This window comes from Caballeronia glathei, assembly GCF_000698595.1.
Classification (GTDB): Bacteria; Pseudomonadota; Gammaproteobacteria; order Burkholderiales; family Burkholderiaceae; genus Caballeronia; species Caballeronia glathei.
Genome location: NZ_JFHC01000059.1, coordinates 1 through 26,801, shown reverse-complemented (window position 1 = coordinate 26,801; position 26,801 = coordinate 1). Strand labels below are relative to the sequence as shown.

The 26,801-nt window shown below is 64.8% G+C and carries 29 protein-coding genes; 11 read left to right on the top strand and 18 right to left on the bottom strand.

What is annotated here, in order from left to right:
- Positions 1-27: 27 nt before the first annotated feature.
- Positions 28-975, bottom strand: coding sequence for a serine O-acetyltransferase EpsC (gene epsC / locus BG61_RS28595; protein ID WP_232256252.1), 948 nt, complete (start codon positions 973-975; stop codon positions 28-30).
- Positions 976-1,107: 132 nt separating this feature from the next.
- Positions 1,108-1,341 (bottom strand): hypothetical protein, encoded by a 234-nt coding sequence (locus tag BG61_RS28590; protein ID WP_035934286.1) that lies wholly within the window; start codon positions 1,339-1,341, stop codon positions 1,108-1,110.
- Positions 1,342-1,623: 282 nt separating this feature from the next.
- Here BG61_RS28590 and BG61_RS28585 point away from each other — a divergent pair, with 282 nt between their 5' ends.
- Positions 1,624-2,250: a DUF3005 domain-containing protein gene (locus BG61_RS28585; RefSeq protein WP_035934285.1), complete on the top strand. Its 627-nt coding sequence runs from the start codon at positions 1,624-1,626 to the stop codon at positions 2,248-2,250.
- 70 nt (positions 2,251-2,320) lie between these two features.
- Here BG61_RS28585 and BG61_RS43380 read toward each other — a convergent pair whose 3' ends face one another.
- Positions 2,321-2,479 (bottom strand): hypothetical protein, encoded by a 159-nt coding sequence (locus BG61_RS43380; protein ID WP_169743322.1) that lies wholly within the window; start codon positions 2,477-2,479, stop codon positions 2,321-2,323.
- Between the two features lie 208 nt (positions 2,480-2,687).
- Between BG61_RS43380 and BG61_RS28580 the strand changes: the two genes are divergently transcribed.
- From BG61_RS28580 to BG61_RS28570, 3 genes are all read left to right on the top strand, one after another.
- Positions 2,688-3,158, top strand: coding sequence for a hypothetical protein (locus tag BG61_RS28580; RefSeq protein ID WP_035934284.1), 471 nt, complete (start codon positions 2,688-2,690; stop codon positions 3,156-3,158).
- Positions 3,159-3,293: 135 nt separating this feature from the next.
- A complete protein-coding gene (locus BG61_RS28575) occupies positions 3,294-3,893 on the top strand; it encodes a short chain dehydrogenase (RefSeq protein WP_035934344.1) in 600 nt (199 codons plus the stop codon).
- 44 nt (positions 3,894-3,937) lie between these two features.
- Complete coding sequence (locus tag BG61_RS28570; RefSeq protein WP_035934283.1) at positions 3,938-4,357, top strand: GNAT family N-acetyltransferase; 420 nt, start codon at positions 3,938-3,940, stop codon at positions 4,355-4,357.
- On the opposite strand, the gene BG61_RS28565 is transcribed toward BG61_RS28570, so the two are convergent.
- The 3 genes from BG61_RS28565 to BG61_RS28555 all read right to left on the bottom strand — a co-directional run bounded on the left by BG61_RS28565 (position 4,354) and on the right by BG61_RS28555 (position 8,872).
- Positions 4,354-5,292: an SMP-30/gluconolactonase/LRE family protein gene (locus BG61_RS28565; protein ID WP_035934281.1), complete on the bottom strand. Its 939-nt coding sequence runs from the start codon at positions 5,290-5,292 to the stop codon at positions 4,354-4,356. The genes BG61_RS28570 and BG61_RS28565 overlap by 4 nt on opposite strands.
- A gap of 76 nt (positions 5,293-5,368) precedes the next feature.
- Positions 5,369-6,946 carry an aldehyde dehydrogenase (NADP(+)) gene (locus BG61_RS28560; protein ID WP_035934279.1) on the bottom strand — a complete coding sequence of 526 codons (1,578 nt, stop codon included), beginning with the start codon at positions 6,944-6,946 and terminating at the stop codon, positions 5,369-5,371.
- Between the two features lie 396 nt (positions 6,947-7,342).
- Entirely contained in the window at positions 7,343-8,872 is a 1,530-nt protein-coding gene (locus tag BG61_RS28555) for an MFS transporter (RefSeq protein ID WP_035934278.1), read from the bottom strand.
- Positions 8,873-9,175: 303 nt separating this feature from the next.
- Here BG61_RS28555 and BG61_RS28550 point away from each other — a divergent pair, with 303 nt between their 5' ends.
- The 3 genes from BG61_RS28550 (at position 9,176) to BG61_RS28540 (ending at position 11,853) form a co-directional block, all read left to right on the top strand.
- Entirely contained in the window at positions 9,176-9,646 is a 471-nt protein-coding gene (locus BG61_RS28550) for a universal stress protein (RefSeq protein WP_035934276.1), read from the top strand.
- Positions 9,647-9,742: 96 nt separating this feature from the next.
- The gene (locus BG61_RS28545; RefSeq protein WP_075584245.1) at positions 9,743-10,453 is read left to right on the top strand and encodes a helix-turn-helix domain-containing protein; all 711 of its coding nucleotides are present in this window, start codon (positions 9,743-9,745) and stop codon (positions 10,451-10,453) included.
- 107 nt (positions 10,454-10,560) lie between these two features.
- A complete protein-coding gene (locus tag BG61_RS28540) occupies positions 10,561-11,853 on the top strand; it encodes an SUMF1/EgtB/PvdO family nonheme iron enzyme (RefSeq protein WP_035934273.1) in 1,293 nt (430 codons plus the stop codon).
- Positions 11,854-12,143: 290 nt separating this feature from the next.
- On the opposite strand, the gene BG61_RS28535 is transcribed toward BG61_RS28540, so the two are convergent.
- The 3 genes from BG61_RS28535 to BG61_RS28525 form a co-directional block, all read right to left on the bottom strand.
- Entirely contained in the window at positions 12,144-12,389 is a 246-nt protein-coding gene (locus BG61_RS28535; RefSeq protein WP_035942493.1) for a hypothetical protein, read from the bottom strand.
- A 641-nt stretch (positions 12,390-13,030) separates the two neighbouring features.
- Complete coding sequence (locus tag BG61_RS28530; RefSeq protein WP_035934272.1) at positions 13,031-13,486, bottom strand: putative periplasmic lipoprotein; 456 nt, start codon at positions 13,484-13,486, stop codon at positions 13,031-13,033.
- 356 nt (positions 13,487-13,842) lie between these two features.
- Positions 13,843-14,553 (bottom strand): SDR family NAD(P)-dependent oxidoreductase, encoded by a 711-nt coding sequence (locus tag BG61_RS28525; protein WP_035934271.1) that lies wholly within the window; start codon positions 14,551-14,553, stop codon positions 13,843-13,845.
- 745 nt (positions 14,554-15,298) lie between these two features.
- Here BG61_RS28525 and BG61_RS28520 point away from each other — a divergent pair.
- Positions 15,299-16,624 carry an epoxide hydrolase family protein gene (locus BG61_RS28520; RefSeq protein ID WP_035934268.1) on the top strand — a complete coding sequence of 442 codons (1,326 nt, stop codon included), beginning with the start codon at positions 15,299-15,301 and terminating at the stop codon, positions 16,622-16,624.
- A 313-nt stretch (positions 16,625-16,937) separates the two neighbouring features.
- Here the strand turns inward: BG61_RS28520 and BG61_RS28515 are convergent, their stop codons facing one another.
- Complete coding sequence (locus BG61_RS28515) at positions 16,938-17,900, bottom strand: hypothetical protein (RefSeq protein WP_051672836.1); 963 nt, start codon at positions 17,898-17,900, stop codon at positions 16,938-16,940.
- 295 nt (positions 17,901-18,195) lie between these two features.
- On the opposite strand from BG61_RS28515, the gene BG61_RS28510 reads away from it, so the two are divergent.
- Positions 18,196-19,179, top strand: a complete 984-nt coding sequence (locus tag BG61_RS28510) for an AraC family transcriptional regulator (protein ID WP_035934267.1) — start codon at positions 18,196-18,198, stop codon at positions 19,177-19,179.
- Positions 19,143-19,526, top strand: a complete 384-nt coding sequence (locus BG61_RS28505; RefSeq protein ID WP_035934265.1) for a substrate-binding domain-containing protein — start codon at positions 19,143-19,145, stop codon at positions 19,524-19,526. The genes BG61_RS28510 and BG61_RS28505 overlap by 37 nt, the downstream gene beginning before the upstream one ends.
- 63 nt (positions 19,527-19,589) lie before the next feature.
- On the opposite strand, the gene BG61_RS28500 is transcribed toward BG61_RS28505, so the two are convergent.
- A complete protein-coding gene (locus tag BG61_RS28500; RefSeq protein ID WP_035934262.1) occupies positions 19,590-20,837 on the bottom strand; it encodes a DUF1479 domain-containing protein in 1,248 nt (415 codons plus the stop codon).
- 92 nt (positions 20,838-20,929) lie between these two features.
- Here BG61_RS28500 and BG61_RS28495 point away from each other — a divergent pair, with 92 nt between their 5' ends.
- The gene (locus BG61_RS28495; protein WP_035934260.1) at positions 20,930-21,859 is read left to right on the top strand and encodes a helix-turn-helix domain-containing protein; all 930 of its coding nucleotides are present in this window, start codon (positions 20,930-20,932) and stop codon (positions 21,857-21,859) included.
- A gap of 38 nt (positions 21,860-21,897) precedes the next feature.
- Here the strand turns inward: BG61_RS28495 and BG61_RS28490 are convergent, their stop codons facing one another.
- From BG61_RS28490 to BG61_RS28465, 7 genes are all read right to left on the bottom strand, one after another.
- Complete coding sequence (locus BG61_RS28490) at positions 21,898-22,383, bottom strand: DUF6130 family protein (protein WP_035934258.1); 486 nt, start codon at positions 22,381-22,383, stop codon at positions 21,898-21,900.
- A gap of 227 nt (positions 22,384-22,610) precedes the next feature.
- Positions 22,611-23,012 carry a cupin domain-containing protein gene (locus BG61_RS28485; RefSeq protein ID WP_035934255.1) on the bottom strand — a complete coding sequence of 134 codons (402 nt, stop codon included), beginning with the start codon at positions 23,010-23,012 and terminating at the stop codon, positions 22,611-22,613.
- Between the two features lie 640 nt (positions 23,013-23,652).
- Positions 23,653-24,114 (bottom strand): MarR family winged helix-turn-helix transcriptional regulator, encoded by a 462-nt coding sequence (locus tag BG61_RS28480; RefSeq protein ID WP_035934342.1) that lies wholly within the window; start codon positions 24,112-24,114, stop codon positions 23,653-23,655.
- 290 nt (positions 24,115-24,404) lie between these two features.
- Complete coding sequence (msrA, locus tag BG61_RS28475; RefSeq protein WP_035934341.1) at positions 24,405-24,908, bottom strand: peptide-methionine (S)-S-oxide reductase MsrA; 504 nt, start codon at positions 24,906-24,908, stop codon at positions 24,405-24,407.
- A gap of 151 nt (positions 24,909-25,059) precedes the next feature.
- Positions 25,060-25,449, bottom strand: a complete 390-nt coding sequence (locus BG61_RS28470) for a VOC family protein (protein WP_035934254.1) — start codon at positions 25,447-25,449, stop codon at positions 25,060-25,062.
- A gap of 104 nt (positions 25,450-25,553) precedes the next feature.
- Positions 25,554-25,826, bottom strand: a complete 273-nt coding sequence (locus BG61_RS44175; RefSeq protein ID WP_075584244.1) for a hypothetical protein — start codon at positions 25,824-25,826, stop codon at positions 25,554-25,556.
- A gap of 49 nt (positions 25,827-25,875) precedes the next feature.
- Entirely contained in the window at positions 25,876-26,322 is a 447-nt protein-coding gene (locus tag BG61_RS28465) for an Ohr family peroxiredoxin (RefSeq protein ID WP_035934253.1), read from the bottom strand.
- Between the last annotated feature and the right edge of the window lie 479 nt (positions 26,323-26,801).

Genomic DNA, 26,801 nt, shown 5'->3' with positions numbered 1-26,801 from the left:
TGACGGCCATCCGGGCACGCCGGCGCCTCAGCCGCCGCGGCCGTCGTCGGGCGCTTCGCCGCCGCTGCCCTCGCGCACCTTGCCCTGTGACACATTGCTCCCCGGCGGCACACTGTGCGTAAGCCACACGTTGCCGCCGATCACCGAGCCGTGCCCGATCGTCACGCGGCCGAGAATCGTCGCGCCCGCGTAGATCACGACGTCGTCTTCGACCACCGGATGCCGCGCGTTGCCCTTCACGAGCACGCCGTCGTTGCCCGCCGGGAAGCTCTTCGCGCCGAGCGTCACGGCCTGATAGACGCGCACGCGCTCCCCGATGATCGCTGTCTCCCCGATCACGACGCCCGTGCCGTGGTCGATGAAGAAGCTCGGCCCGATCGTCGCGCCCGGGTGGATGTCGATGCCCGTCGCCGAATGCGCGATCTCGTTGATGAAGCGCGCGAGCAGCGGCACGCCGAGGCGGTGCAGCGCATGCGCGAGCCGGTGATGCGTCATCGCCCAGACGCCGGGGTAGCACAGCAGGATTTCGGTGATGTGCTGCGCGGCCGGGTCGCCGGTGAACGCGGCCTGGATGTCGGACACGAGCAGTGCCCGGATCGCGGGCAACTGGTGGCCGAATTCGCGTGCGATCTCGAAGGCGCGGCCGCTCAGGTCCGCGTCGCTCGACTCGCGGTACTCGGGCAAAAAGCGCAGCGCGCGCCGGATCTGCTCATGCAGCAAACGCAACGTGCTTTCCAGCGTGTGTCCGACATAGTAATCGACGCTTTCGGCGGTCAGGTCGGGCGCGCCGTAGTGGGTCGGGAAGAGCGCGGAGCGCAGCCCGTTGACGATCCTGACCACCGCTTCGCGCGACGGCAGTTCGCGTATGCCGAGCGGATGGCGCGTGCGATGCAGTTCCTCGCGCGACGCGCGCAGGTCGGCGACGATTCCGGCCAGTCCCCACTCGTGAGACGGGTCGTGTGCTGGCGGTGACAATTTGTTCGGCATGTTGACGATGAGCGGATGAGCGAGCGCCGCAAACGGCGATCTCGGATGAATTGTCCAAGATTAACCGTTTTTGAGGAACATCGTCGCCGACCCGCGCGGCGGACCGCAGCACGGCATGGCTCATACCGTGACGTTGCTCGCGTCGATCCATCGGACGGCCCAGTCGCGGGCGTGCGCGATGGCGTCGTCCGCGTTGTGAAAGCGCAGCTCCGAGGGGAAGAAGCGGTTCGCAACCAGCTCGCCGTCGCTCGATCGCGAAATGACGACATAGGGCTGAAAGCTGCCATCTCCGGCCCGCGCGGGCGCACAATTGAGTAAATAGCCGCGATGTGAAAAAGCAGCATCGTGATGCATGAGCCACCTGTTTGAAAAGTGCCCTGCTAATTCGATTCGGCAACGTTCGCGCCCGGCGGAAAAGCCCACGCCAAAGGTGTTTGCGCGTTGCGTGTCAGCTTGCTTTCGGGCTGGCAGGTTTCAAATCATACTCTGTAGAAAACGTGGTTTGGGTTGAAAAAAATGCGGGAAATGACGCACGATGTTTGAAGGGACGCTGCGACAAGCCTCGGGGTTCCGTCGCTAAAAAGCCGGAACGGGACTTGCGTCAGCGTGACCTCGGTTTTCAGACGGGAGCACATCATGAACAACGCTGAAGGCAATGAATCGAAGGACTCGCAGGCACAGCACGCGGCCGGCAGTCCCATCAGGAAGCCCGAGACGGAAACCGCCCACGTGAAGGTGCAGGACGCCGCGGCGGCCGCGAGCGGCCTGCAGGCCGCCGTGCTCGGCCAGGGCAGCAAGGCCGTGGGCGGCGAAAGGCAGGGAGCGGATCTGCGGCCGGGGCCGCTCGGCATGACCGCGCACCATCCGCGAGGGGCCGACGTGTTCAATGACGACTCGCTCGACGACACCGTCGACACCGACGGCAAGAACCGCGACGCCAAGCGCGAGATGGAGATGCGCGAGCACGACCCGGATGCCGTCGTCACGACGAATGCGACGCTCGTGAATTTCGTCGGCGAACATGGCGACGGTCTCGGCGGCTTCGACAGCCGGCTCGGCGGCAACGGCCTTTTGCTCGCGCTCGAGCGCGGCTACCGGCTGGTCGACAAGGGCATGGTCGCACCGCAGGTGACGGAGGTCGAAGAGAAGCTGCGCTTCGAGGCGCGCGACCCGAAAGGACACACGTTGCGCGGGCGCAGGCATTACGCGCTGAACCATCTGCGGCCGTCGCGGCTGTTCGAACTGCAGCCACGCGAAAAATAATCCGGCCTCGCAAATAAAATAAACAGAGGGCCGCAATTTTTGCGGCCCTTGGCTGCTCCTTTTCGTTGCGTCACTTTCCTTTTTCCCTGTTCTTGTCGTCTTCGGATTCGATACGCGTCACGCCTCCGGTGGCGGGCGGATCGCTGGCGGGAAACGTATCCTCGACCGCCTTGTCGACATCCTTCTCGTCGCGTTCCGAATGCGGATTCTGCTCTTTCGCGTTGCCCATCGATTGGCTCCTCCCGGTGAGTAGTTGCAAAGGCGCATATCGCGCCTTTCGTGCATTGTCGACTCGCGCGCTCCGTGCCGGCCTGTCATGTGAGCAACCCGCGTTCCCGCGCGTCCGTGGGCGGGACTGGCACGCGCCGTGCTGACAGCCACGGCCCCTTCGACCATCAATGGCACCCCAACCCGTTATCAGCCGCACGGAGCCACTCATGACCACAGTGAACGTGTTTGCACATGAAGCCGCGAAGCGCACCGATGCGCGGACCAGCGTATCGCCGAGGCTCGCCCGCCTTGTCCACGGAGAACGCTTCGGCGCGGCGCTGGCGAGCCTGGCCATCGCCTACGCGCTTTCGTGGGTGGAGTTCGGCCTCGTCGTGATGATGGGCCTTCCCGGCGACGCGGGCAGCCATCCGCTCGCGGCAGCCGTGGTGTCGCGCGTGCTGGTCGGCTTGCTGTATCTGTGCGTCGCGTCGCGGCTGCAATGGGCGCGCTGGCTGACGGTCGCGCTCGGTTTCGCGTCGGTGGCGCTCGTGGCGCCGACGCTCGCGCTCCAGTGGCAGGTGTTTCCGGCCGCCGCCGTCGTATCGGGCGTGGCGCTCGTGTGCAGGCTGTCGGCGTCGATCTTCCTGCTCTCACCCCTCCCGGAGCGTTCGCTTGCGAACGAGGGCCAACGGGCGTGAGGCGTGCGGCGCACATCGCGCCCGACACCCCGATTCCAAACCATGCCTTTGCAAAGCACCAAGCAAACGCGCCTTTCTCCCGTTGGGTCTCAAGCGCACAATGACGGCCATCTCCCTTTCTCGATGAGCCAGATCATGAAAATCGCTGTCATCGGCGCGACCGGCACCGTCGGCCGGGCCGTCTTCGCCGAGTTCAAGCCGCGTCACGAAGTGTTCGAAATCGGCGCGACGCGCGGTGCGCACCGCGTCGATCTGACCGATGTCGACAGCATCAGGCGGCTGTTCGATTCGATCGGACGCGTCGATGCGATCGTCGCCACGGCGGGCCACGTGCACTTCGGCGAACTCGTCCAGATGACGCCCGCGCAGTTCCGCCGGGGACTCGACGACAAGCTGATGGGCCAGGTCAATCTCGTCCTCGCGGCGCGCGACTATCTGAACGATGGCGGCTCGTTCACGCTGACGAGCGGCATCGTCGGCGCCGAGGTGATCCGCCAGGGCGCGAGCGCGGCGGCGGTGAACGGCGCGATCGAGGGCTTCGTGCGGGGCGCGGCGATCGAGCTGCCGCGCGGACTGCGCATCAACGCCGTCAGCCCGACGATGCTGGAAGAGGCGCGCGAAAGCTTCGGCCCGTACTTTCGCGGCTTCGAGGCGGCGCCGGGCGCGCGCGTCGCGCTTGCCTACAGCCGCAGCGTGGAAGGCGCGGAAACCGGGCGCGTGTACAAGGTGCACTGATCTCGCTTATCCTCATCGGTCGATCACCGATGAGGAGCCGAGCGATGCAATGGACGAAGGGCCCGTACCGCGTCACCACCGATACCGGCGAATTCCAGTTCGACGTCATCCACCGCTATCTGAGCGAGGTGGCGTACTGGTCCCCCGGCGTTGCGCGCGAGAAGGTCGAGCGCGCGGCGCGCCATTCGCTCGCCTTCGGCCTCTTCGAGCGCGATGCGCAGATCGGCTACGCGCGCATGATCACGGATTGCGCCACCTTCGCCTATCTCGCCGATGTCTTCGTCCTGCCTGAGCATCAGGGCCGCGGCCTCGGCACGTGGCTCCTGGAATGCGTGCTGTCGCACGAGGATCTGCAGGACCTGAGACGCATGATGCTCGTTACGTCGGATGCGCACGGCCTCTACGCGAAATTCGGCTTCAGCCCGCCCGCGCATCCCGAGCGCATGATGGAGAAGATGGCCTAGCCGCCCTTCGCGCCCTGCGTGTTCACATAGAGCGAATAGAGCCCGTGGCTCGCCGCCATGAAAAGGCGGTTGCGATGCCGGCCGCCGAAACACACGTTCGCGCAGCGTTCCGGCAGCGCGATATGGCCGATCGCCTCGCCCTGCGGCGTGAAGATGCGCACGCCGTCCAGTTCGTCGGTGCCCATGCCCCAGCCACACCATAGATTGCCCCCCACGTCCACGCGAAAGCCGTCCGGTGTGCCCGGTCCCGCATCGATCAGCTCCCGCTGGTTCGCGAGCCGGCGGCCGCCGTCCGCCACGTCGAACGCGAAGATGCGGCGCGGCGTCGAACGCGATTCGACGACGTACAGCACCGATTCGTCCGGCGAGAACGCCAGTCCGTTCGGGCCGATGAAGTCGTCGATCATCAGCGTCACTTCGCCGCTCTGTCCGTCCACTCGGTAGACGCCCGGCTTCAGCTGCGGCGCCTCTTTCTCGCCTTCGTAAAAGCCGTCGATGCCGAAAGTCGGATCGGTGAACCAGATCGAGCCGTCGGATTTCACCACCACGTCGTTCGGCGAATTCAGCGGCTTGCCGTCGTAGCGGTCGGCGAGCACGGTGATCGAGCCGTCGTATTCGGTGCGCGTCACGCGCCGCGTCAGGTGTTCGCAGGTGACGAGGCGGCCTTCGCGGTCGCGCGTGTGGCCGTTCGCGTTGTTCGACGGCTGGCGGAAGGTGCCGACCTGGCCGGTCGCCTCGTCCCATCGAAGGATGCGGTTGTTCGGAATGTCGCTCCACAGCAGATAGCGCCCGTCGCCGAACCAAACGGGGCCCTCCGACCAGCGCGCGCCCTGATAAAGACACTCCACCGATGCGGCCGGCAGCCGCAGCGCGTTAAAGCGCGGATCGAGCACGCGGATGGCGGGATCGGGATAGCGGCGCTCCTGACCAGTCATATTGTTCGTCTCCTGAAAGCCAAGGCGGGCGCCGATGCGCCCGCCTTGTCCTGCGTCGAGTATTGGTGCCCTGGCGCTAGTTCGGGCCGAGTTCGCCGTCCCGCAGACGCCACAGGTTCAGCGGATTGTCGTCGGAAAGGGCCTGTGGCAGCAAGGCCGCCGGCAGGTCCTGATAGCAGACCGGACGCAGGAAGCGCTCGATCGCCATTGCGCCCACCGAGGTCGCGCGGCTGTCGGAGGTGGCCGGATACGGGCCGCCGTGGACCATCGCGTACGACACCTCGACGCCCGTCGGAAAGCCGTTCGCCAGAATCCGGCCGACCTTGCGCTCGAGAACCGGCAAGAGGCGCCGGGCGAGCGGCAGGTCGTCGCTTTCAAGATGCAGCGTGGCGGTCAACTGCCCTTCCAGATGGCGCGCGACGTTCAGCATCTCGTCCTCGTCGCCGCAGACCACGATCAGCGAGGTCGGGCCGAAAATCTCGTCGGCCAGTTGCGGCGACGCGAGAAAGGCCTCGGCGCTCGTCTGGTACAGCGCCGGCAGCGCGGAGCAGGCGGCGTCGTTCTGCGCGCCCGTTGCGAGGCGCGCGGCGCCCGCGGCGTCGCGCGCCTTCACGCCATCCGCGTAGGCGGCGGCGATGCCGGCCGTCAGCATGGTCTGTGCACCCTTTTTTTCGAGCGCGTGGGCGGCGGCGTCGATGAATTCGTCCAGATGCGGCCCGTCCAGCGCGATCACGAGGCCCGGGTTCGTGCAGAACTGCCCGACGCCGAGCGTCACCGACTCGATGTAGGCGGCCGCGAGCGTGTCGCTGCGCGCGGCGAGCGCGCCGGGCAGCGCGAACAGCGGATTGACGCTGCTCATTTCGGCGAAGACTGGGATCGGCTCGGGCCGCTGCGCCGCGATCCCCACGAGCGCGAGCCCGCCGCGCCGCGAGCCGGTGAAGCCGACCGACCTGATCGCCGGATGCGCGACGAGCGCCTCCCCGATCGCGTTGCCCGCGCCGACGACGAGCGAGAACACGCCTTCCGGCAGGCCGCTCTCGGCGACCGCCTTCTGGATCGCGCGTCCGACGAGCTCTGAGGTGCCGAGGTGCGCCGGATGCGATTTCACGACGACCGGACACCCCGCCGCGAACGCGGAAGCCGTATCGCCGCCCGCCACGGAAAACGCCAGCGGGAAATTGCTCGCGCCGAACACGGCGACGGGGCCGACCGGAATCTTCTGGAGCCGCAGGTCGGGACGCGGCAGCGGCTTGCGATCGGGCTGCGCGGAATCGAGCGTCGCCGCGAGCCAGCGCCCTTCGCGCACGAGCGACGCGAACAGCTTCAGCTGACCGATCGTGCGGGCGCGCTCGCCTTCGAGCCGCGCCTTCGGCAGCGCCGACTCGGCCTGGGCGCGCTCGATCAGCGTGTCGCCGAGCGCGAGGATGTTGTCGGCGATTGCTTCGAGGAATTGCGCGCGGGTTTCGAGCGGCGCGAAGCGGTACGGGTCGAAGGCCGCCTCCGCCAGTTCGCACGCCCGAGCGACCTCCTCTGCGCCGCCGCCGCCGAATGCCGGCTCGAGTTCCGTGTTGCGGGCCGGGTCGAAGGCCCGGAGCGCGGCGCCGGTGCCCCGCACCGCCGAAGCGCCGATCAGCATTTCTCCGGTGATCTTCATGTGAACTCCTTTGAAGCGCCGTCCCGCTGCGCGCGAGCGAGCGCGAGACGCGATGGTGGGAATGGCCGTGCAGCCGATCCGGCGCGGCATCCCGGGATGCGCCCCGCGTTCGCCTGTCGCCCGCCGGTTGGCTGGCGACGGAGCGTCGCGCAAGACGCCGTTGTATCGAATGACCCGCTCACGGGCGAAGCGTTCCGTCGATGCCTTCCCGGATACCCCCGATATCACCCGGGCGCAAACGTCTGCCGCCCAAATGCGAACAGTAGCAAAGTCGTGGCGAAGTAGTAGCAAAGCCGGTGCGCGGGCGGCCTGCGAGGGACCAAACGTAGCACCGCGCGAAGAACGTTGTCAAACAACCTTGCCGGTAAGGCGAAAGCCGTCAGGCAGCTTGCGCGCCTACTTCGCCACGCCGACCGTTCCCGCGCGCCGGAACGTGATGTGGGAAATCCTTCGCACGAGGAGCGCCGCCGCGAGCGCGGCAACGGCCGTGAGCATCACGCCGATGTGGATCGACTGCACGAGCGCGTCGCGCGCGGCGTCGATCAGAGCGCGGGCGTCGAGGCCCGACGGACGCAGGTCGCGCATCAGCGTGAGCCGCAGGCCGTCGTCGATCAGGATGCGCGGGTCCGCGAAGCGCGGCAGCCACGTCGAGGCCGCCGGCTCGCCGATCACGCTGATCGTGCGCCCGACCACGCTGCGGTAATGATGCGCGACGATCGTCGCGACGATGCTCGTGCCGAGCATGCCGCCCACCATGCGCGTGGATTGCAGGAGCGCCGTCGTGATGCCGAAGCGCTCGCGCCCCGCGATCTCCTGGCCGAACACGTTCAGATTGTTCAGGATGAAGCCGAGCCCGATGCCGACCGCCCCCATCGGAATCTCGATCCAGATATGCGGCGTGGACGCGTTCGCGAACGCGAGCGCCACCGACGCGAGCAGCAGCAGCCCGAAGCCGATCGAGAGGATCAGCGTGGGCTTCGGCAGATGAATCACGATGCGCGTGTTGATCAGGCTGCCGAGCGCAATGCATGCGGCGATCGGTGTCGCGAGCAGGCCCGCCTGCTGCGGCGAGAGCCCGAAACCGCCCTGCAGCAGGAGCGGCGCGAAGAAGATCAGCGAGAACATGACGAAACCCGAGAGCACCGAGAGCGTGAAAAGCGTCACGAGCTGCGGGTCCCTGAAGATGTCGAGCGGGATCATGGGGTGCGTCGCGCGCCTTTCGCAGGCGAGAAGCGCCGCGGCGCACGCGAGCACGCACGCCGCGAGCACGAGGTTGCCGCTCGTGAGCCCGTCCTGCGGCACGGCCTCGATCAGCGCCTGCAGCCCGCCGAGCGTCGCCGCGACGAGCACCGCGCCGAGCCAGTCGATGCGCACCTCGCCGTGGCGCGGCCGGTGAAAGTCGGGCAGGTGCGCCCAGATGAAATAGAACGCCGCGGCGCCGACCGGCAGATTGACGAGAAACGTCGAGCGCCATCCCCAGTGCTCGCTCATCCAGCCGCCGAGCGACGGCCCGGCCGCCGTGCCGATGCCGTACGCCGCTGCCATCACCACCTGCCAGCGCACGCGCGAGCGCGGGTCGGGGAACAGGTCGGGAATCGACGCGAACGCCGTGCCGACCATCATCCCGCCGCCCACGCCCTGCAACCCCCGCGCGAAGACGAGGAACAGCATGTCGTGCGCGAGTCCGCAAAGGGCCGAGGCGACCGTGAACGTGACCACGGCCGCGATCACGAAGCGCTTGCGGCCGAAGTAGTCGCCGAGCCGCCCGAACACCGGCACCGTCACCACCGACGCCAGCAGATAGGCGCTCGCGATCCACGCGTAGTACTCGAAGCCGTGCAGTTCCGCGACGATCGACGGCAGCGCGGTGCTGACGACCGTCTGGTCGAGCGCGACCAGCATGTTGACGAGGCCGATGCCGAGCATCGCTAGGAGGGCGGTTCGAAAGGGCAAAGCGGGGGCGGGCTGGGTCACGGCGAGGCGGAAAATTGACTGGGGGCGAAACATGAAAAGCCGAACGGCCGGGGCGGCGGCCCGTTCGTGATCGATGCGGGTTTTAAGCGGGCGCAGAGATCATGTCAACCCGAATTGTATGGCAACTTTGCCCGGCTTCCCTTGCAGTCAAAATCATTGACAATCGTCACGCGGCAAACGCAACTTTCATCGGATCAACGCATCCTTTCAACAGCACCACCTCAATCGATATTTTTTTCACGCCAAGGAGGCCGCATGTACAAACGCATCCTCGTCGCCATCGACGGCAGCCAGACCTCGCACCGCGCCTTCGAGGCCGCGCTCGATCTCGCGCAGATCCACGGCGCGGTGTTGCAGCCGTACTACGTCGTCGAGAACACGCCGCTCTACTTCGACGTGCCGGGCTACGACCCGTCGGCGCTGCGCACGCGCCTCGTCGACGAAGGGTCGAAGCTCGGGCGGGAAGCCGCCGAGGCGATGAAAGAGCGCGGCGTCGCGGGCGAGGCGGCGGTGGGCGAGGCGTCGTCCGTCGACGACGTCTCCACCCTCGTGCTCGACGCCGCCAGGGCCTTCAACGCCGACCTGCTCGTGATGGGCACGCACGGCCGCAAGGGCTTCCAGCGGCTGATTCTCGGCAGCGTAGCGGAGCGCTGCCTGCGGCAGGCCACGCTGCCCGTGCTGCTGATCCCGGCGGCGGCCGGAACGGCTGAAAAGCCCGCAGGATAAGGCGCCGGGACGAGGTCACGCGGCGTTTTGTCGCCTGGGAGCGCGCCTCTTCGATGGGACAATGCCTTGTCATTTATCAACGAACAAAGGCGCGCCATGTCCCAAGCCACCCTCGCCCGACGCCACGCAGCACAGTGCTCGACGTGCGCGATGCGCCATCTGTGCATGCCCGAAGGCCTGTCCGCCGACGACACCGCGAAGCTCGAAGGCGTGATCTGCAGCACACGCCCGATCCTGCGCGGCGAAGCACTCTTTCGCGCCGGCGACGTCTTCGAATCGCTCTTCGCAATCCGCTCGGGCTCGCTCAAGACGGTCGTGTCGCATGAAGGCGGGCGCGAGCAGGTCACGGGCCTCTACTTGAGCGGCGACGCGCTCGGCCTCGACGGCATCGGCGAAAACACGCACATCTGCGACGCGATCGCGCTGGAAGACAGCTCGGTGTGCCTGATCCCGTACGCGCTGTTCGAGCGCGTGTGCCGCGAAACAGGCGCGATCCAGCGGCGGCTGCATCAGATGATGAGCCGCGAAATCGTCCGCGAGACGAGCCAGATGATGACGCTCGGCACGCTGCGCGCGGACGAGCGCGTCGCCCGGCTGCTGCTCGACCTGTCCGCGCGCTTCACGCGGCGCGGCTACGCGGCGGCGGAGTTCACGCTGCGCCTGACCCGCGACGAAATGGGCAGCTACCTCGGCATCACGCTCGAAACGGTGAGCCGCACGCTGTCGCGCTTTCAGAAGCTCGGCCTCATCGATGCAAGGGGCAAGCTGATCCGCATTCGCGACTTCGACGGCCTGCGCGGCATCTGACTCACGAAACTCCGTCCATCGTCGGTCAATCGCAAGCAATTTCCGGTTGGCATGCAGGCTGCTTCGCATTAGGCTTTCGGATTGCTCATGTACGGAGACATGGCGACATGAATCGCGAACCTGCCCTGCGTCATCCGCTGCTTGCCCGCCTCGCCGAAGCACGCCGCACCACCGACGAGCTTTTCGACATCGTCAGGCCCGAGCATCTGTATGAACGTCCGATCGCCGAGCGGCACCGGATCGTGTTCTACATCGGGCATCTCGAAGCATTCGACCGCAATCTGCTCGATGGGCGCGTCTTCGACCTGCCGAGCGCGAATCCCGAATTCGACCAGCTGTTCGCCTTCGGCATCGATCCGGTCGACGGCGGCCTGCCCACCGATCAACCGCACGAGTGGCCCACGCTCGACGAAGTGCGCGCCTACACGAAGCGCATTCGCGACGACATCGATGCGCGGCTCGACCCGGTAGAAATTACAAAGCAGCCCGTTTCGACCGACGAGGCCGACCCCGCGACGCTGCTCGAAGTGGCGATCGAGCACCGGCTGATGCACGCCGAAACGCTCGCTTACATGCTGCATCAGTTGCCGCTCGACCAGAAGACCGGACCCGCGCTCGCGCACGAGCCGGCGTCCGACCCGGCCGTCAGGCACGACATGGTGCGCGTGCCCGCCGGCACGGCAACGCTCGGACTCAGGCGAGAGAGCGGCGCGTTCGGATGGGACAACGAGTTCGGCGAATTGCAGGTGGACGTGCCGGCGTTCGAAATCGACCGCTACATGGTCTCGAATGGCGACTACCTGAAATTCATCGATGCGGGCGGTTACGCGAACCGCGCCTGCTGGAGCGACGCGGACTGGTCGTGGAAGGAAAGCGCGGGCATCACGCATCCGGCCTTCTGGATTCGCGACGTCGCCCGCGGCGCGTGGAAGCTGCGCACGATGTTCGAGGAAATCGCGCTGCCCGCCGACTGGCCGGTGTACGTGAGCCACGCGGAAGCGAACGCCTACGCGCGCTGGGCCGGCAAGGCGCTGCCGAGCGAGGCGCAATGGCAGCGCGCGGCGCACGGCGCACCGCTCGCGGCGGACGGAAACTTCGACTTCCGGCGATGGGACCCGTCGGCGGTGCAGGCGCATCCGGAAAACCGCAGTGCGTTCGGCGTCGAAGGACAGTTCGGCAACGGCTGGGAATGGACATCGACCGCGTTCGGCCCGCTGCCCGGTTTCGAGCCGTTTCCGTTCTATCTGGGCTACTCCGCCAATTTCTACGACAACAAGCATTTCGTGCTGAAAGGCGGCTCGCCGCGCACGGCGGCCTGCATGCTGAGGCCGAGTTTCCGCAACTGGTTTCAGGCGCACTATCAATATGTGTATGCCGGATTCCGGTGTGTGCGCGATTGACGCATTGCGCTCAAGAGCGCACGACGACACGTTGCAGAGGTGTCGTGCGCCGGTGATGGATCAGAAAAGGGCTGCGTCGCGCAACTGCGCAATTCCGGCATCGAGTTCGGGGACATTCCGCCGGCGCCGGGCTGCACGCAAGGGAACGCTGTTCAGCCCCTCATCACAAATGGCAGTGCCCGCTGTCGCGCACCCGTGAGAACCAGTCGGTACTTCCAGCGAGCGCGTGCGCTAGCTGGTGCGTTCGATATCGACCGGTCCGGCTCGCCTCGGTGACGCGACATCAAACTCTAGTTGCCTTGATAGATATCGCAGGACAAGCCGACGACGCACGGACCTCCGCTTCTGCTGCGTCCGCTGGCGTAGGCGCCCTTGGCTGGCGTCCCGCCATAGGACATGTCGGCGGCTTGCGTGTTTGATTGCTGCATCGAGGGTTGGCCCATGGATGGAGCCGGCTGGTTCGACTGCGCGTGCGCGATGCCGGCGGCCATCGCCAGCAACGTTGCACCGGATACCGCCAACAATTTGAGTTTCATAATCGCACCTTGTTCGTGAGTGAGCCGTCAGGTGACGCGCTCGCTGTGCAGAGGTCGTGCGAAGGCCGGCCGCCCATGCGGACCGGTAGCGCACATGGAAATGGTTGCGCGTGTCTTCGTTTTTCGAGGGATCGATACGGGGGATCCTGGAATTCGCGCTGCTGCCGCGACTCCGGTCATGCGGGGGTTCAAACGCAGCGCTACGCGGCCAGGGTGCCGGAACGTGGATGCCGGCGCTGCCACATAGGTGTCGTGGCGGTGCACAAAACTGTGCGGGTGTGACCTCGTGGGTCGGCGACGGTGCGAAAGATACCGTCGCAAACGTTATTTATAGGTCGGCGCTCCGTTAAATACCAGCGAAACCGCCGCGAGATCATGCTGTCATGCCGGAACGATGGCGCAGTATATTTAAGTGGATAGCGGGACTAACGAAGCCGCGTGAGTCGCGTCTTCACGCGTGGCGCAACTCGACGAGTCCCTCTCCCGTTTCGACTTACGCATCGCCTTGCCGCGCGGCCCAACAGGCTCCTGAAGGCGCTCCCGGCATTCGGCGCGCGCCATCGGCAAACTCGATCGGTTGCAGGGCGCCGCTCGCTGCCCTACCTCGGCCTGCCCGCGCGTGGCTGAGTCAGCCCCGGCGCCTACTGACCCGGCACATGTGCGTTGAGAAACGCCACATAGCCATTCTGGGTCTTGAGGATCTTCTCGGCGCACTCGTTATAGTCCGAACCTCTCTCGCTGTCGGACGCATACATGCCCCGACACTGCGCAAAAAGCGTCAGCGTCGCGCCAGTACCTTTCGCAACACGCGTCGCCGAGAAGGCGGCCTTGCCCGAACCGGAGGGCACGTCGGTGTCGATTGCGACCTCGTCCGCGCGTGTTATGGGCGTGTCGGAATGCTGCTGGATATAGCGCTTCGTGAGCGCCCAGGCGGCGTCGCAGTTGGCCGGTCCGCAATTGACCGCCGCATTGCGCTGGGCCTCGGCAAGACTGGATTCGTTGTGGACGAATTGCTGGGCCTGCTGCACCTGCTTCTCGGGCGACGAGCAGCCCACGAGGACAAGCGCAACGAATGCAAACGCGGTGATCCTTTTCACGAGTAGAACTTCCCTGGTCAAGTTTGAGCGCGATTATAGCTGTGCGCCGGCGGCCTTCGCGGATTCGCCCGGACGGCTAGCGGGGCATTTCCGCGTCACGATGCAATCGCCTCGGAGCAAGGATGCGGACGGCTGCTCGTGCTGCGACTGCCGCCTTGCGGCGAGCCTCGCAGCGTCGCCGGATGGACCAGAAACGGCCCGCTTCATGTCTTGGCAACGACGCCGGCCTTGCGCCGACTTCGTTGCTTCGGGCTTCGGGAACCCCGGGTGCGGCCGGTGTTGCGCCGTGGCGCGGGGCCGTGCCGGCCTTCACCGTTGATCAGGCCCCTTCGCCGCCATTGCGCGGGCTCGGCCCGTCAAACCCGCCCGGCAACAGGAATCAGCGCCCCGGTAATTGCCTGCGCATCCTGCGACAGCAGGAACGCGATCACCGCACCGAGTTGCTGCGGCGTCACCCAGCGGCTGAAGTCGGCATCAGGCATATCGGCGCGGTTCTGGCGCGTATCGATGATGCTCGGCAGGATCGCGTTGACTGTCACGCCCTTGTCCTTGAGCTCCTCGGCAAGCGCTTCGGTCAGGCGTGCCACGCCAGCCTTCGACGCGGCATAGGCCCCCATCCCGGCCCCCGCCTTCAGTGCCGCCCCCGCGCTGATATTGACGATCCGTCCGCCCTCGCGCGCCGCCAGATAACGAATCGCCGACTTCGATGCGTTCAACGCCGTCTTCACGTTGGTGCGGAACATCAGGTCCCACGTATCGACGCTTCCGTCAGCCACGGTCTCCCAGCGGAAGGCCCCGGCGACGTTGACAAGTGCGTCGAGTCCGCCGAACCGCGTCGCGATCGCGTCGATGGCTTCCTGCGCCGCCGCCGGTTCGCCGAGATCGACGCCGCCAAGCTGAAAGGCATCGGCAAGTTGCGGCGGCAGCGCATCCGCACCCGGCGACTGCCCCCGGCCAATCAGCGCAACGTGCGCGCCGCGCTCCGCCAGTACCTGCGCCGCTACCAGACCGAGACTGCCGAAACCGCCCGTAATCGCGACAATCTTTCCATTCACACTGTTCGTCATGCTTCACTCCTCCGAATGGCCGCTGGAACACCTGAAAACCGCGGACATGTTTCTTCAGCAATGCAAGGATATGCCTTCCCGCAAAGCGCAACCATGGATGCGTTCATCGATTGGCCTCGCTTTGCGTCAATCGTCTGCAGATAGCTTTTCGCTACTAGCCGCTTGCTTTCGTGTCGCAGTCGACGCCGCTTGTGACGTCGCGCGAAATTCCTGTCGCCGGCCGTTCGGAAAGACGCGGGCGGTTCATTGGTCATCCGGCATGAAGGCCTTGATCTGTCCGTGCGCACGGTGAAGCCTGCAATGGCCACGGACTTTCGCACCAGCCAGCTTCGCTCGAAGGGCCACATGAACGGAGTGATTTGCATCTGCCCTGCCATGCCGGCAAGCGTTCGCCGCCCAGCGCGTCCAGCCATGCGCTTTTGCAGCGCCACCGTTCTTCCGCTCGGCATGCACACGGTCAACGAGCGGCTGGCTGTGCGCGTCGCCGGATACGGCTTTGTTCCTGACTGGCACAAGTGTTGTGCCCGTGTTGGCGTTTACGCTGGGTGCTTACCTGCACATAATGCCTTCAACGACCGCGAACCATGGTTTGCGGTCAAGGAAGGCGGTGACGATTCGAGGTTCGCCGACTGGCTGCGTGGATGAACGATTCAGGCGGTCAGTCAGGAAGGCGTTTGCTCAGGATTGCATAGCTGCGGCACTCATCGCTCCGCCTGCCCAAGGCATATTGCGAACAGGAGCTTGTATGTCAAACGATATCCTTCCCCAGACCGCCTCGCGCCGCCGCTTCATCGGCGCTGCAGCGGCGGCCGTCGTTGCGGGCTCATTGAGCCGGCTCGCCTTTGCCGATACAAATCAGGCTATCACTCAAGTTGCACAATCGACGGGCAGTGACAAGACCGCTCTTCGTCCACTGCGCGTGCACGTACCGGAATCGCGACTCGTCGAATTGCGACGGCGCATCAAAGCGACAAGGTGGCCCGAGCGTGAAACGGTAACGGATGCATCGCAAGGCGTGCAGCTCGCGACGATGCAGAAACTCGCGCGCTATTGGGAGACGAGTTACGACTGGCGCAAGGTCGAAGCGAGGATCAACGCCCAGCCGAATTTCGTCACCGAGATCGACGGGCTCGACATTCATTTCATCCATGTTCGTTCGAAGCATCAGAATGCGTTGCCGCTCATCGTCACGCACGGATGGCCCGGCTCGATCATCGAGCAGATGAAGATCATCGATCCGCTGACCAATCCGACGGCGCATGGCGGGAGTGCATCGGATGCTTTCGACGTCGTGATTCCGTCGCTCCCGGGCTACGGATTTTCTGGCAAGCCGACCACGACCGGCTGGGATCCTGCCCGCATCGCACGCGCCTGGGTCGTGCTGATGAAGCGGCTCGGATACACGCGATACGTGGCGCAAGGCGGCGATTGGGGCAATGCCGTCACGGAGCAGATGGCCCTGCTGGCGCCACCGGAACTGATCGGCATTCACACCAACATGCCGGCCACCGTGCCCGACAACGTTGCAAATGCGCTCAAGTTCGGCGACCCGGCGCCCGCCGGCCTCTCGGGCGACGAGAAGCACGCGTTCGATCAGCTCGACTTCTTCTACAAGCACGGCCTCGGCTACGCCCAGGAGATGACGAATCGCCCGCAGACGCTGTACGGGATCGAGGATTCGCCTGTCGGCCTCGCCGGCTGGATACTCGACCACGACGCGAGCAGTGAGGCGCTCATCGCACGCGTCTTTGACGGTCAGCCCGAGGGCCTGACGCGAGACGACATCCTCGACAACATCACGCTCTATTGGGTGACGAACACGGGGGTCTCGTCGGCCCGGCTGTATTGGGAAAACAAGCTCAACTTCTTTGCGCCGAAGCATGTTGCCATTCCCGTTGCCGTCAGCGTGTTTCCGGATGAGATTTACGCCGCCCCGCAAAGCTGGACGGAGAAAGCGTATCCGAAGCTGATTCACTACAACCGGTTGCCCAAAGGCGGGCACTTTGCCGCATGGGAACAGCCGCAGGTTTTCTCGGAAGAGATTCGCGTGAGCTTCCGGCCGCTGCGCTGAACCCACGGACGCGCACGACACCGTAGCGGCGTCGCGCGCGTCGCGCTGGCTAACCGTCGCAGGGAGGATTCGCGTGGCCGGCACATACGCTGTTTGCCGGCCGGCATCGGGTCCCGTTCCTGCTTGAAGGCCGGAAAGTTGACTGCATGGACATGCAGGTCGCCCTCAACTTTTGCTTGCGCGGTGGTATCGCGAAAGCAGTCGAAGCGTTCCGTGATGCGCGATCCCCGCAAGCCGGACGCCCGTGCAATCCCGGCGAGCTCCGGCTCCGGCAGCGCGCCGGCGATGCATGCCGCCCATAGATCGGAGTCCGTCAGCCCATGATCGGCGCGAGCGCGGCGCCAATCCGCCCGGCTTGCGCCGGTGAGATCATCGCGTTGAGCGTTTCGCCGAACCGCGGAATCTGCAGGCCCGACACGATGTACTGGAAGCGATACGCGGCAAGGACGGTCGCCGCCACCGTTTCGATCTCGGCGTCAGTCATGCGCCGGTCGCAAAGGCCCACGAAGTAGCGCGTGTCTGCCGCCGACTGCGCTTGCAGGATTCCGTCGACTGCGCCCACCAGCGCAATCAGATCGTCCACGGCCTCATCGCGCGCTTGCGGCGTGAGTTTCGCGTTTTCACGTACCCATTCCAGTTCATCGAGAATCGCGTGTTGCGATTCCTCCTTCCAGTGAAACAGGAACACCTCCCTGAACAGGGGCGAAAGCTCGCTGTCCGGCTCGATGCTGGCCCGGTAATGGACTTGCGTGAACAGTTCGATGAGGCAGGTCAGCGCGAGCACCGACCAGGTCGACCTGCCCAGCACGACGGATGCGACGTCATCGGGCCGCGGCTCGAACGTGTATCCCGCCGGCATCCCCGCGCCGATCATGCTCTCGATGCGGCGAAACAACTCCTGGTGTTTCAGTTCTTCGTCGGTGAAGCGCACCAGCGCTTCGAGCGCGTCCTGGTCGCCAAGCCAGTGGTCGCGGCTCACCTCGAGCATCTTGGCCCCGATAAAGCGCTCGACCAGACCGAACATGTTCGCGTACGAACGGCCCTGGATCTGCGACAGCAGGCGCCGCTCGACGACGCTCAGGAACGGCAGCCGGTCGACGAACGACAGACCGTCAGGCAGGAATTTTTTCGTGAAATCGAACTGGCGATGCCGGAGCACGTCGCGGTCGATGTCCCACCGGATGCGCTTGGACACTTCCACGCATCTGGCATAGCGTGCGGTATCGACGTGAGGTTGCAGGACGCGCATCTGAGCGTCGGCAGCGGCATGCCGCATCCTGGGCGCGGCGAGATCCGTAGCAGGCAAGGGCAAGGACAAGGGCAAGGAAGGTGACTGGACGGCGGACATGACTGCTCTCCTGAGAGACAGGCTGGTTTCGGATTGAAAAGCACGGTCGAGGTACTTCTGGAGGCTGGACACGCCGGAGAATGCACGCTCCGGTGATTCGCGTTGACTTCTTGCGTGTGCTGGCCTTCAGGCACGGTGCTAGTATTCCGACGGTAGGCGCGACATTGAATAGCCCGGCGTCCAGCATTCTTGTGCGCGGCTCCAACATTGCGCGAACGCAGCCATGGATGCTCTCTCCGACGTCTTGCGCATCATCCAGCTGATCGGGGCCGTCCACCTCGACGGCAACTTCTCGGCGCCCTGGTGCGTGATCGGGCAGGCCGATTCGGCGCTTTGCTCCGCATACCTGCCGCCTTCCGAGCGCGTCGTCTCGTTCCATCTCCTGACAGAAGGAAAGTGCTTTGCGATGCTGCCGGGCGATCCGGCAAGCCTGGTGCGGGCGGAGGCAGGCGACGTCATCGTGGTGCCGCAGGGCGAGACCCACGTGCTGGGCAGTGCGACCGATCTGGTGCCCGACGTCCTGGCGCCGCTGCTGGCAAATCAGGTCGAGACGAAACCGGGTGAAGTCATGACGCTCTCCCACGGCGGCGGCGGCGAAGTCACCCGCATGGTGTGCGGCTTTCTCGCGCCGCAGGACAATTCACGAAATCCGTTGCTTCGCGCGCTGCCGAGGCTCTTCAAGGTGAACATGCGCGGGTCCGGAGTATCGTGGCTCGAATCGTCGCTTCGGTTTGCAACCGAGGAAGCGGCCTCGGCGCAGGCGGGCAGCGCCACGGTGCTCGCCAAGCTTGCGGAGTTGCTCTTCATCGAGGCGGTGCGTCGCTACATCGGCACGATGGCCGATGACGGCAAGGGATGGCTGGCGGGACTGCGCGACCGCTATGTGGCGCGGGCACTCGCGCTGATGCATTCACAGCCGGTGTACGCCTGGACCGTCGATGCTCTCGCTCGCGAGGTGGGCATCTCGCGTTCCGGGCTCGCGCAGCGCTTTACCGAACTGGTCGGGATACCACCCATGCAATATCTCGCGCTGTGGCGCTTGCAGCTTGCCGCGCGACAGTTGCGCCTGACGGATTCCTCGCTGGCGTCGATCGCCGAGGGTGCAGGCTACGAATCGGAAGCCTCGTTCAATCGCGCGTTCAAGCGGGAGTTCGGCGAGCCGCCGGCGACATGGCGCAGGAACCTGGGCGCGGCCCGGGGACGCTGAAGTCGTGGCACGGGCGCCAGGCGGCGCGCGCGATCTTCGACATGAAGCCGCGCCCGAGCGCCGTGGTGTGCGACAACGGCCCGGTCGCTTTCGGCGTCCCCCACGAACTCGGCCGCATGGGCGAACGCGCCGGGAAGGCGCTGGCCGTCGCCGGTTGCGACAATGTCGTTGCTCCGCTCACGGCACTGTCGGCCGGGGCGGAGAAAATCGGCGCCATCGCAAGCGAAACGCTTCTGGCGCGGCTCGGTTCGGCCACCGATGAAGCAAGAACGCCGGCACGGTACGTTGCGATTCCCGGACTGATCGTGCGCGAGTCGAGCGTCGGCCCGGCGTCGAGGCATCGCTGATCGAGGCGGCCGTTCGCGGCATGCGTCGCCACGGCTCGATACGGGACAGGATTGTCCAGAGGCCTAAAGGGAAAAACCCAGTTGCTCTCGTCCGAGGCCGGTCAGGCCGTCGTCGGTGCCCCTGCCGACAAAGTCCACTTCGAAGTTGTCGGCGGGGAAGTCGGGCGGGCTCTCCCCTTTCAGGAAGGCGGGCAATTGGCGCTTGAGGTATTCATCGTTTTTCGCGCACGCCGGCGCCGCCGAAATGTACATCACATTGCTGTAACCCGTTCCCCGATGCGCGTCTTCCACGGCATGAATCACGTCGCCATGCCAGAAGACAGCATCCCCCGGCTGCATGTGCGGGATCGAGGACAGCGCTTCGTGCAGCGGCGCGTGCCACTCCGGCCTGACGGACAGCGCGCGCCCCGGCTGTGCGCCGCACAGGTCATCGTCCGCGACATCGTCTTGCAGCGCCCGCAACAGCACGTACACCATGGCGTTGGCGATCGGCACGAGCTGCAAGGTACCGTCTCCGGGACCCTGCGGCGTCAGCGCGGTCCAGCCCTGGAAGGTGCGGAACATCGAGCAGACCGCCGGCGACGGAATCTCTCTCGCCTCCGGCCGATAGGCGGCATCGAAGGCGTCGTAACGGCGCCAGTCGCCGCTGAAGACATGCCGGTAGACACGCCGGAAATTGTCGTCGAGCCAGCGTTCGACCGAGCCGCCGTCGCAATGCGCCGACAGCCCGAGCGATTCCGACCCGGGAGGCCGGCGGCGCAGCCGGTCCGCATACACGGGCACGCGCTCGGGATCGAAGTGAACACGCCCTTCACTGTTCCATTTCCACAGCCGGTTGAGGAAGACGCGCGTTTCAGTCAGCTCGGCCGACTGACGCGCCTCGACCTGGGGCCGGGACCAGTAGATTCCGAAAATCTGCGGCTTGCTCGAGGCGAGATTGCCGAAGTACTTGTCCTCCGCCCGATGCGCGAGTCTCTCGTCGAGGCGATTGGCTTCGACATAAGCGGCGATCTGCGTGTCCCACCGACTCGCGCGCTCAGGAGTGAAAACGCCGCGTACGACGCACGCGCCCCGCTCCTTGACGAGCGCGATCTGTTCGCCGCTCACGCGCCCCGCGCCGATGTCCGCGAACCGGATTTCGGGGATGACCGGCTCTCCCCGAGCGCGCTCGGCGGCAATGACGCCTGCCTTTCGCTTGATTTCGGCTTCGACCTGCTCGAACACGTCCCTGTAGTTCGGCAACTGAGCGCGAAGCTGCTTTTTGACCGCGCGAATCGCTGCCGGCAGGTCGGCGATTTGAAGGGATTCCATGGCGTCTCCTTGTCTTCTCCAGTGCCGTCAGCTTAGCGCCGCGCCGCAGCGGGCAGTGATACTATCCAGACAACTACTTTGCGCTTCCTGCCATGAAGCCTGCCTACGAACACGTGGAGATGGGCGCGGGGTGCTCGGTGCGCGTCTATCACCGAAAGCTGCCGCGCATTCCATTTGAATGGCATCACCATCCGGAATACGAGCTCACGCTCACGATGAACAGCCGCGGGAAGCGCTATATCGGCGACTCGATCGCGGAATACGAGGGCGACGACCTCGTGCTCGTGCCGCCGGACCTGCCGCACACGTGGTCGTCCAACCGCTCGATCGACAGCACGGCCCCGCAGGTTGCCATCGTCGTGTGGTTCAGCGGCGACTGGGCGCGGCGGGTCGCCGACTGCTGCCCGGAATACGATGCGCTGCATCGGCTCCTGAGAAGGGCGGCCTGCGGTCTTTCGTTCAGCCCTGAAGCAGGCGCCGCCATGCGGCAACACGCCGGTATCCTTCTTGCCGACTCTCCGAGAAAGCGCCTGAGCGCCATTCTCGATGTGCTGTGTCAGCTGGCAGACGAACAAGCGTCACCGTTGGCGTCGCCAAGCGCGTTCGACGGGGGCAGCATCGGGCGACCTTCAGGCCACGAGCCGGAGCGGCTCAACCGCGCGCTGGCGGTCATCGAGGCACGGTTCGCGGAACGGCTGACGCTCCGTGAACTCGCCGCCGCCGCGATGCTTTCCGAGCGGACGCTCAACCGCTACTTCGTCCAGCATGTCGGCGAAAGCGTGGGCAAGTACGTGAGCCGCGTTCGCATGGGTCACGCGTGCCGCATGCTCGCTGACACGTCCTGGCCAGTATCCGTGATCGCCGCCCGTTCCGGGTTTCCGAATCTGGCCAACTTCAACCGTCAGTTCCGGGCACTCAGGGAAACGACGCCGGCGGCATACAGAAAGGAGTTCGCCGGCGTCGATCGGCAGGCAACCGATGCCGCATCCCTGGAGTCGCGCTCGCCCTCGCTCGAGAAGTAGCGGCTTGCTACCGCACATCCTCCGCCAGCCGCAAGCCCTCACCCCTGATCGGGCTGTCCGTGCTCGTGGGATTTGGCCTTGGGCGCCTTCTGCTCCGGGACAGTAACGATGACGGTTTCGCCCGAGAGGATCTTGTGACTCGGATCGGCAAGTTCGAGCAGGATCTTGTGCTTGCCAGGCTCCAATCCGACCAGAATGACGGGATCTTCGCTTGTATGCGCCCAGGTGCCGTGCCAGTCATCGACTGTCACGTGAATGTGGCCGAGATGCGGCGATACATCGACGGCGGCGCTGCCGAATACCGGCATGATTCGCAGATTCTCGGTCCGGAACTGAATGATGACGACGCCGCGAGCGAGCGGTCCGGCTAACGGCGGATACGTGATGAGCTTCGCCGCGGGCTCCGATTCCAGCGGAATGACAGCCGCGGGACGGGCAATATCAGCGGCACTTTGCGCCCAGGCCGCGGCGCAGAAGATAGCGCCGGCTGCAGCGACGGCAATGTGTCTGAGGGGCAATGGCATGGTGTTTCCTTTTCGCGGACGCGATGTCCGAGGGACGCAGGCCGCCGCCGGATTTATCGAAAGCGGCGATGATCCGGAATGCAGATGTTCGAGCCGCTTAATTACTGCACGGGAAGCCTGACAACCCTTGCACGTATCGCGGCCATTCTTCCCTGGAGCGGCTGAACGCTACATCGTCGCCCCAACGGGCAGGCGTGTCGAGGCTTCCCTGTTCGTGGACTGATCGCTTACTTGGCCGTCACGACAAGCGGCTTCCCTTTTTCGACGACATACGTGGCGAGTTCCTTTGCGCTGCCACTGCCGACGTTCTTCGCCGAATGGATCGTTCCGGCGGGGATGAACAAGGTGTCGCCTGCCTTGAGCGTGACCGGCGGCTTGCCTTCGAGCTGATACTCAAGCGACCCTTCGAGAACATAGGCCACCTCTTCGCCCGGATGCGCATGCCTCGGCGCCTCCGCACCCTTGCTGAAGTCGACGCGCACCTGTATGACTTCGCGTCCGGGCACGCTGAGATCGTGCTGCTGCAGATCGATGCGCGCGATTCCTGGTTGCTGCGAATGCGCCGCCTGCATCGTCAACGCGCTTGCTGCGACCAGCATGGCTACCGCGATGGTTCGTACTGTTTTCATCTCGACTCCTTTCCACTGACTATCAAATCGGTTATTGAACTTCTCTGCGAACGCGACGCTGTTTTCGTGGGCTGTCCTATCACCGGCACCCTGCGTGCAGCGTTGCTTTCGATGGAACCTATTGAACCGCGCGCCTGTATCGGGCGTGTGTCGTGTTATGTGAGGCGGAAATCGTCTTGTATCCGGAGCCATGATGGACACATGGCGATACAAAACCTGAAGGCGGGATTGAGTGACAGACAGGGATTCACGTGCATTGCCCGGGAGCGGGATTCAATGCCGTTGCTGTTCAGAGGATGTTGTCACCCCTTTTCAGGGCTGCTGCGTTGAACCAGCACGCGAGCGGCCTGGCATCCGCGGTGCGTCGATCGAACGTGCTACGCGCGACGCGCGTTCATCGCCGCGTTCCGGCCGCTATTGGCAACGCTCGCCCCGCCAAGGGAATTCCAGCAGAAATGTTCGCGCTGAACACGAGCTGGCGCGACAGGCGACAACCCGTCTGGAGTGCGGCCGTTATGGCTCAAACCGTTGAGCCGGGCTGGAGCCGGTCGATGGTTGGCTCCGTCGATGTTCGTGCGCCAATGCCACGCTTTCAAAGCGCACGGCACGAATAAGGATTGCGTGAGCGCAGCCGCTCAACTCATTCCGCCGCTCGTACTGCCTGGATGAGATTGTTGCGCAGCCTCGCGATCGCCTTCTGCACTTGCGCGAACTCGTCTGGCGCCAGGCCGGTCGCCTCGACAAGGTCCATGTTCAGGCCTTTTTCCCGCAGCTTCCGACCGCTTTTCGTGAGACTGACACGCACCTGGCGTTCGTCTTCGGGATCGCGCCGCCTTTCCAGATAACCCATCGCTTCGAGCTTCTTCAGGATCGGCGTGAGCGTGTTGGATTCGAGAAACAGCTTCTCTCCCAGACCGCTGACGGTCTGGTTGTCTTCTTCCCACAGCGCAATGACAGTGATGTATTGCGTATAGGTAAGCCCGAGTTCCTCGAGGATCGACTTGTATGCCTTGCCGAAGGCCAGATTCGCGGAATAGACCGCGAAACACAGGAAGTCGGAAAGCATCACGTTCACGGGTGCCGCTTGATCCGTAGATTTCATCTGCATCCTCTCTGGCTCACGCCTGATGTCTCGCAACGAAAATTATATATCGCATGCGATTGTATCGCGATGAAGTGAATCGTGGGCGGCCGCCGCGTCGAGAGCAGCCCTCGTTCGTTCCATCCAGGCTCAGCCCTTCCCACGCGCGGCGCCGCCACCCGGCAGTGCGCCGCACCGTGGAACCCGCATTCAGGCAGCCTGCGACCGACCACGAAGGAACCTTACCGGGTCCGTTGCTCGATCCGCGGCATCGGACAACCCGCGGCTCAGGCATCGGCTCACCCGTCGGCTCACCGCGCAGGCAGCTTCCAGCCTGGCCGGACGAAGTGGCACGTGTATCCGCCGGGATTGCGTTCCAGATAGTCCTGATGTTCCGGCTCGGCCTCCCAGAACGGGCCCGCAGGGACGATCTCCGTCACGACCTTGCCGGGCCAGAGATCGGATGCGTCCACGTCCCTCACGGTGTTCTCGGCCACGCGCTTCTGCTCATCGCTGAGATAGAAGATCGCGGAACGATAGCTCGGCCCAATGTCGTTGCCCTGGCGGTTCTTCGTCGTCGGGTCGTGGATCTGAAAGAAGAACTCGAGGATCTGACGATAGCCGATCTGGCTCGGATCGAACACGATCTCGATCGCCTCCGCGTGCGTGCCATGGTTGCGGTAAGTGGCGTTGGGCACATCGCCGCCGGTGTAGCCCACGCGCGTGGACAGGACGCCGGGATAGCGTCGCACCAGATCTTCCATCCCCCAGAAGCACCCGCCGGCCAGGATGGCGGTTTCGGTTTGTGTCGTCATTTCAATCATCTCCGTCAGTGGTGTTGATCCACCAGATACACACTTCGTCAGTAAATTCGCTCGGAACGGGTCCGCCGTGGCGTCGTGCAGACCAGCGTCCGTGCCGCCATGGGCACGGCCGGCAAGCGCGCTTTCGGCAACGCAGTCCGCCTCAGTCCGGCATGCGATGCAGCGCGCAGAGCTTGTTGCCATCCGGATCGCGCAGATAGGCGAGGTACAGCCCTCCAGCCTGTGCGCCACGCACGCCGGACGGGGCCTCGACCGACTTGCCGCCATTGGCAACCCCGGCACCATGCCAGAGATCGACCTGATCGGTCGACTGGCACGCAAAGCCGATCGTGCCACCATTGGCGTGGGTCGCCGTTTGACCATCCAGTGGCCGGTTGATGATGAACAGGCCGTTGTCCGCGCGATAGACATAGCGCCGGCCCCGGCCCTGGTCATCAAACCCTTCACGATAGCCGAGCGTACCCAGCACTGCATCGTAGAACTGCTTCGCTTTTTCCAGGTCGTTGGTACCGACCGCTACATGACTGAACATTGCTTGCTTCTTCCTTAGTAATTAAACCATGACCTGCCGGATGCCGTGACCGTCGCGCATCGCGAGCGATGATGCGCGACGGCCCGCGACCGGCGATGCGCGATCTAGCGACGTGAATGGAGGTCGTCGCGTTGCGCCAGAGCGGCACGGCTCCCCGCTTGCGCGCGACCGGCCGGGACACCGCCGTACGCCTCTTGCGATCCAGCAGCGGCGTCGCGCTCGGCGGCGAGGGTTTGCACGCTCTGACCGCGTTGCGCCGCCGGTGCGCCAGCAGAGGGCGTGTAAAACGGGGCGGGACCATACCCGCTGGCGAACGCGGGAGCGGCGGCGGAAGCCGAAAGTGCGACGAGCAAGGCAGCGATGAGTTTTGTCTTCATGATGTGAGTTCTCTAAACGATGTGAGTAGGAAGCGTGTGTCCTGCCCGATCACGCGGTGACGACGTTCAGGGCGAGCTCGATGTTTCCGTGCACGGCCTTCGAGTAGGGACAGATCTGATGGGCCGTATGCGCGAGCGCCTCGGCGACATCCTGTGCCACGCCCGGCAAGCGGACGGTGAACTGGGCACCGAGGAACCAGCCGGGACCGGTCTGGCCCACGTCCACCTGGATATCCACGGAAGCGTCGGGCGGCAGGGTGACCTTCTTCAGCGAGGCCGCGATTCCGAGCGCGGTGATGTAACAGGCCGACCAGGCGCCTGCGAACAGTTGCTCTGCGGTCGGGTGCGGCTCGGCGGCGATGAACTCGTGGTTTTCACCGCCGGGCGCCGACAGCTTGATGTCGACGACGCCGTGGTCGCCGCGCTGGACGCCGGGGTCGCGGTTGACGGTGGTGTGGGTCTTGCCCGAGAAGATGACTTTTTCGATCTTGGCCATGATGGATTCCTTGCTGGATAAGGGGTTGTGTCTCTTTGATTCGTATGCGCTTCGATCGCATGCGATGCATCATGAAGGAAGCGATCCGCAATGTCAATCGCATACGATTTAATCGTCCGCGCGTTTTGATAGGAACGGCCCGGGACCCGGCGAAGAAAGCCGGCCATGTGGGTTTGCGCACTGAGCGGACACCGTCCAAACCTTACATTTACCTTGCACAATGAAAGGAAACGTCGCCGCACCGCATCAGTGGCTGACAGACCGGAGCATGTCGCGGGCATTGCGTCGACGGTGTCGATTGCCTGGATACGCTCATCACATTCGATAACCATGGAAGACGTCAACGCGCTGGCCACCGGCTCATCGGAGTCGCGCTGAATAGCGCCTGAAGCCAGACGGCATTAATCGAAGATGGCAGAGACACCCAAACAATAAGCATTCCTATTAACAGGAAGTTCACCATAACAAGTGCGCAATCG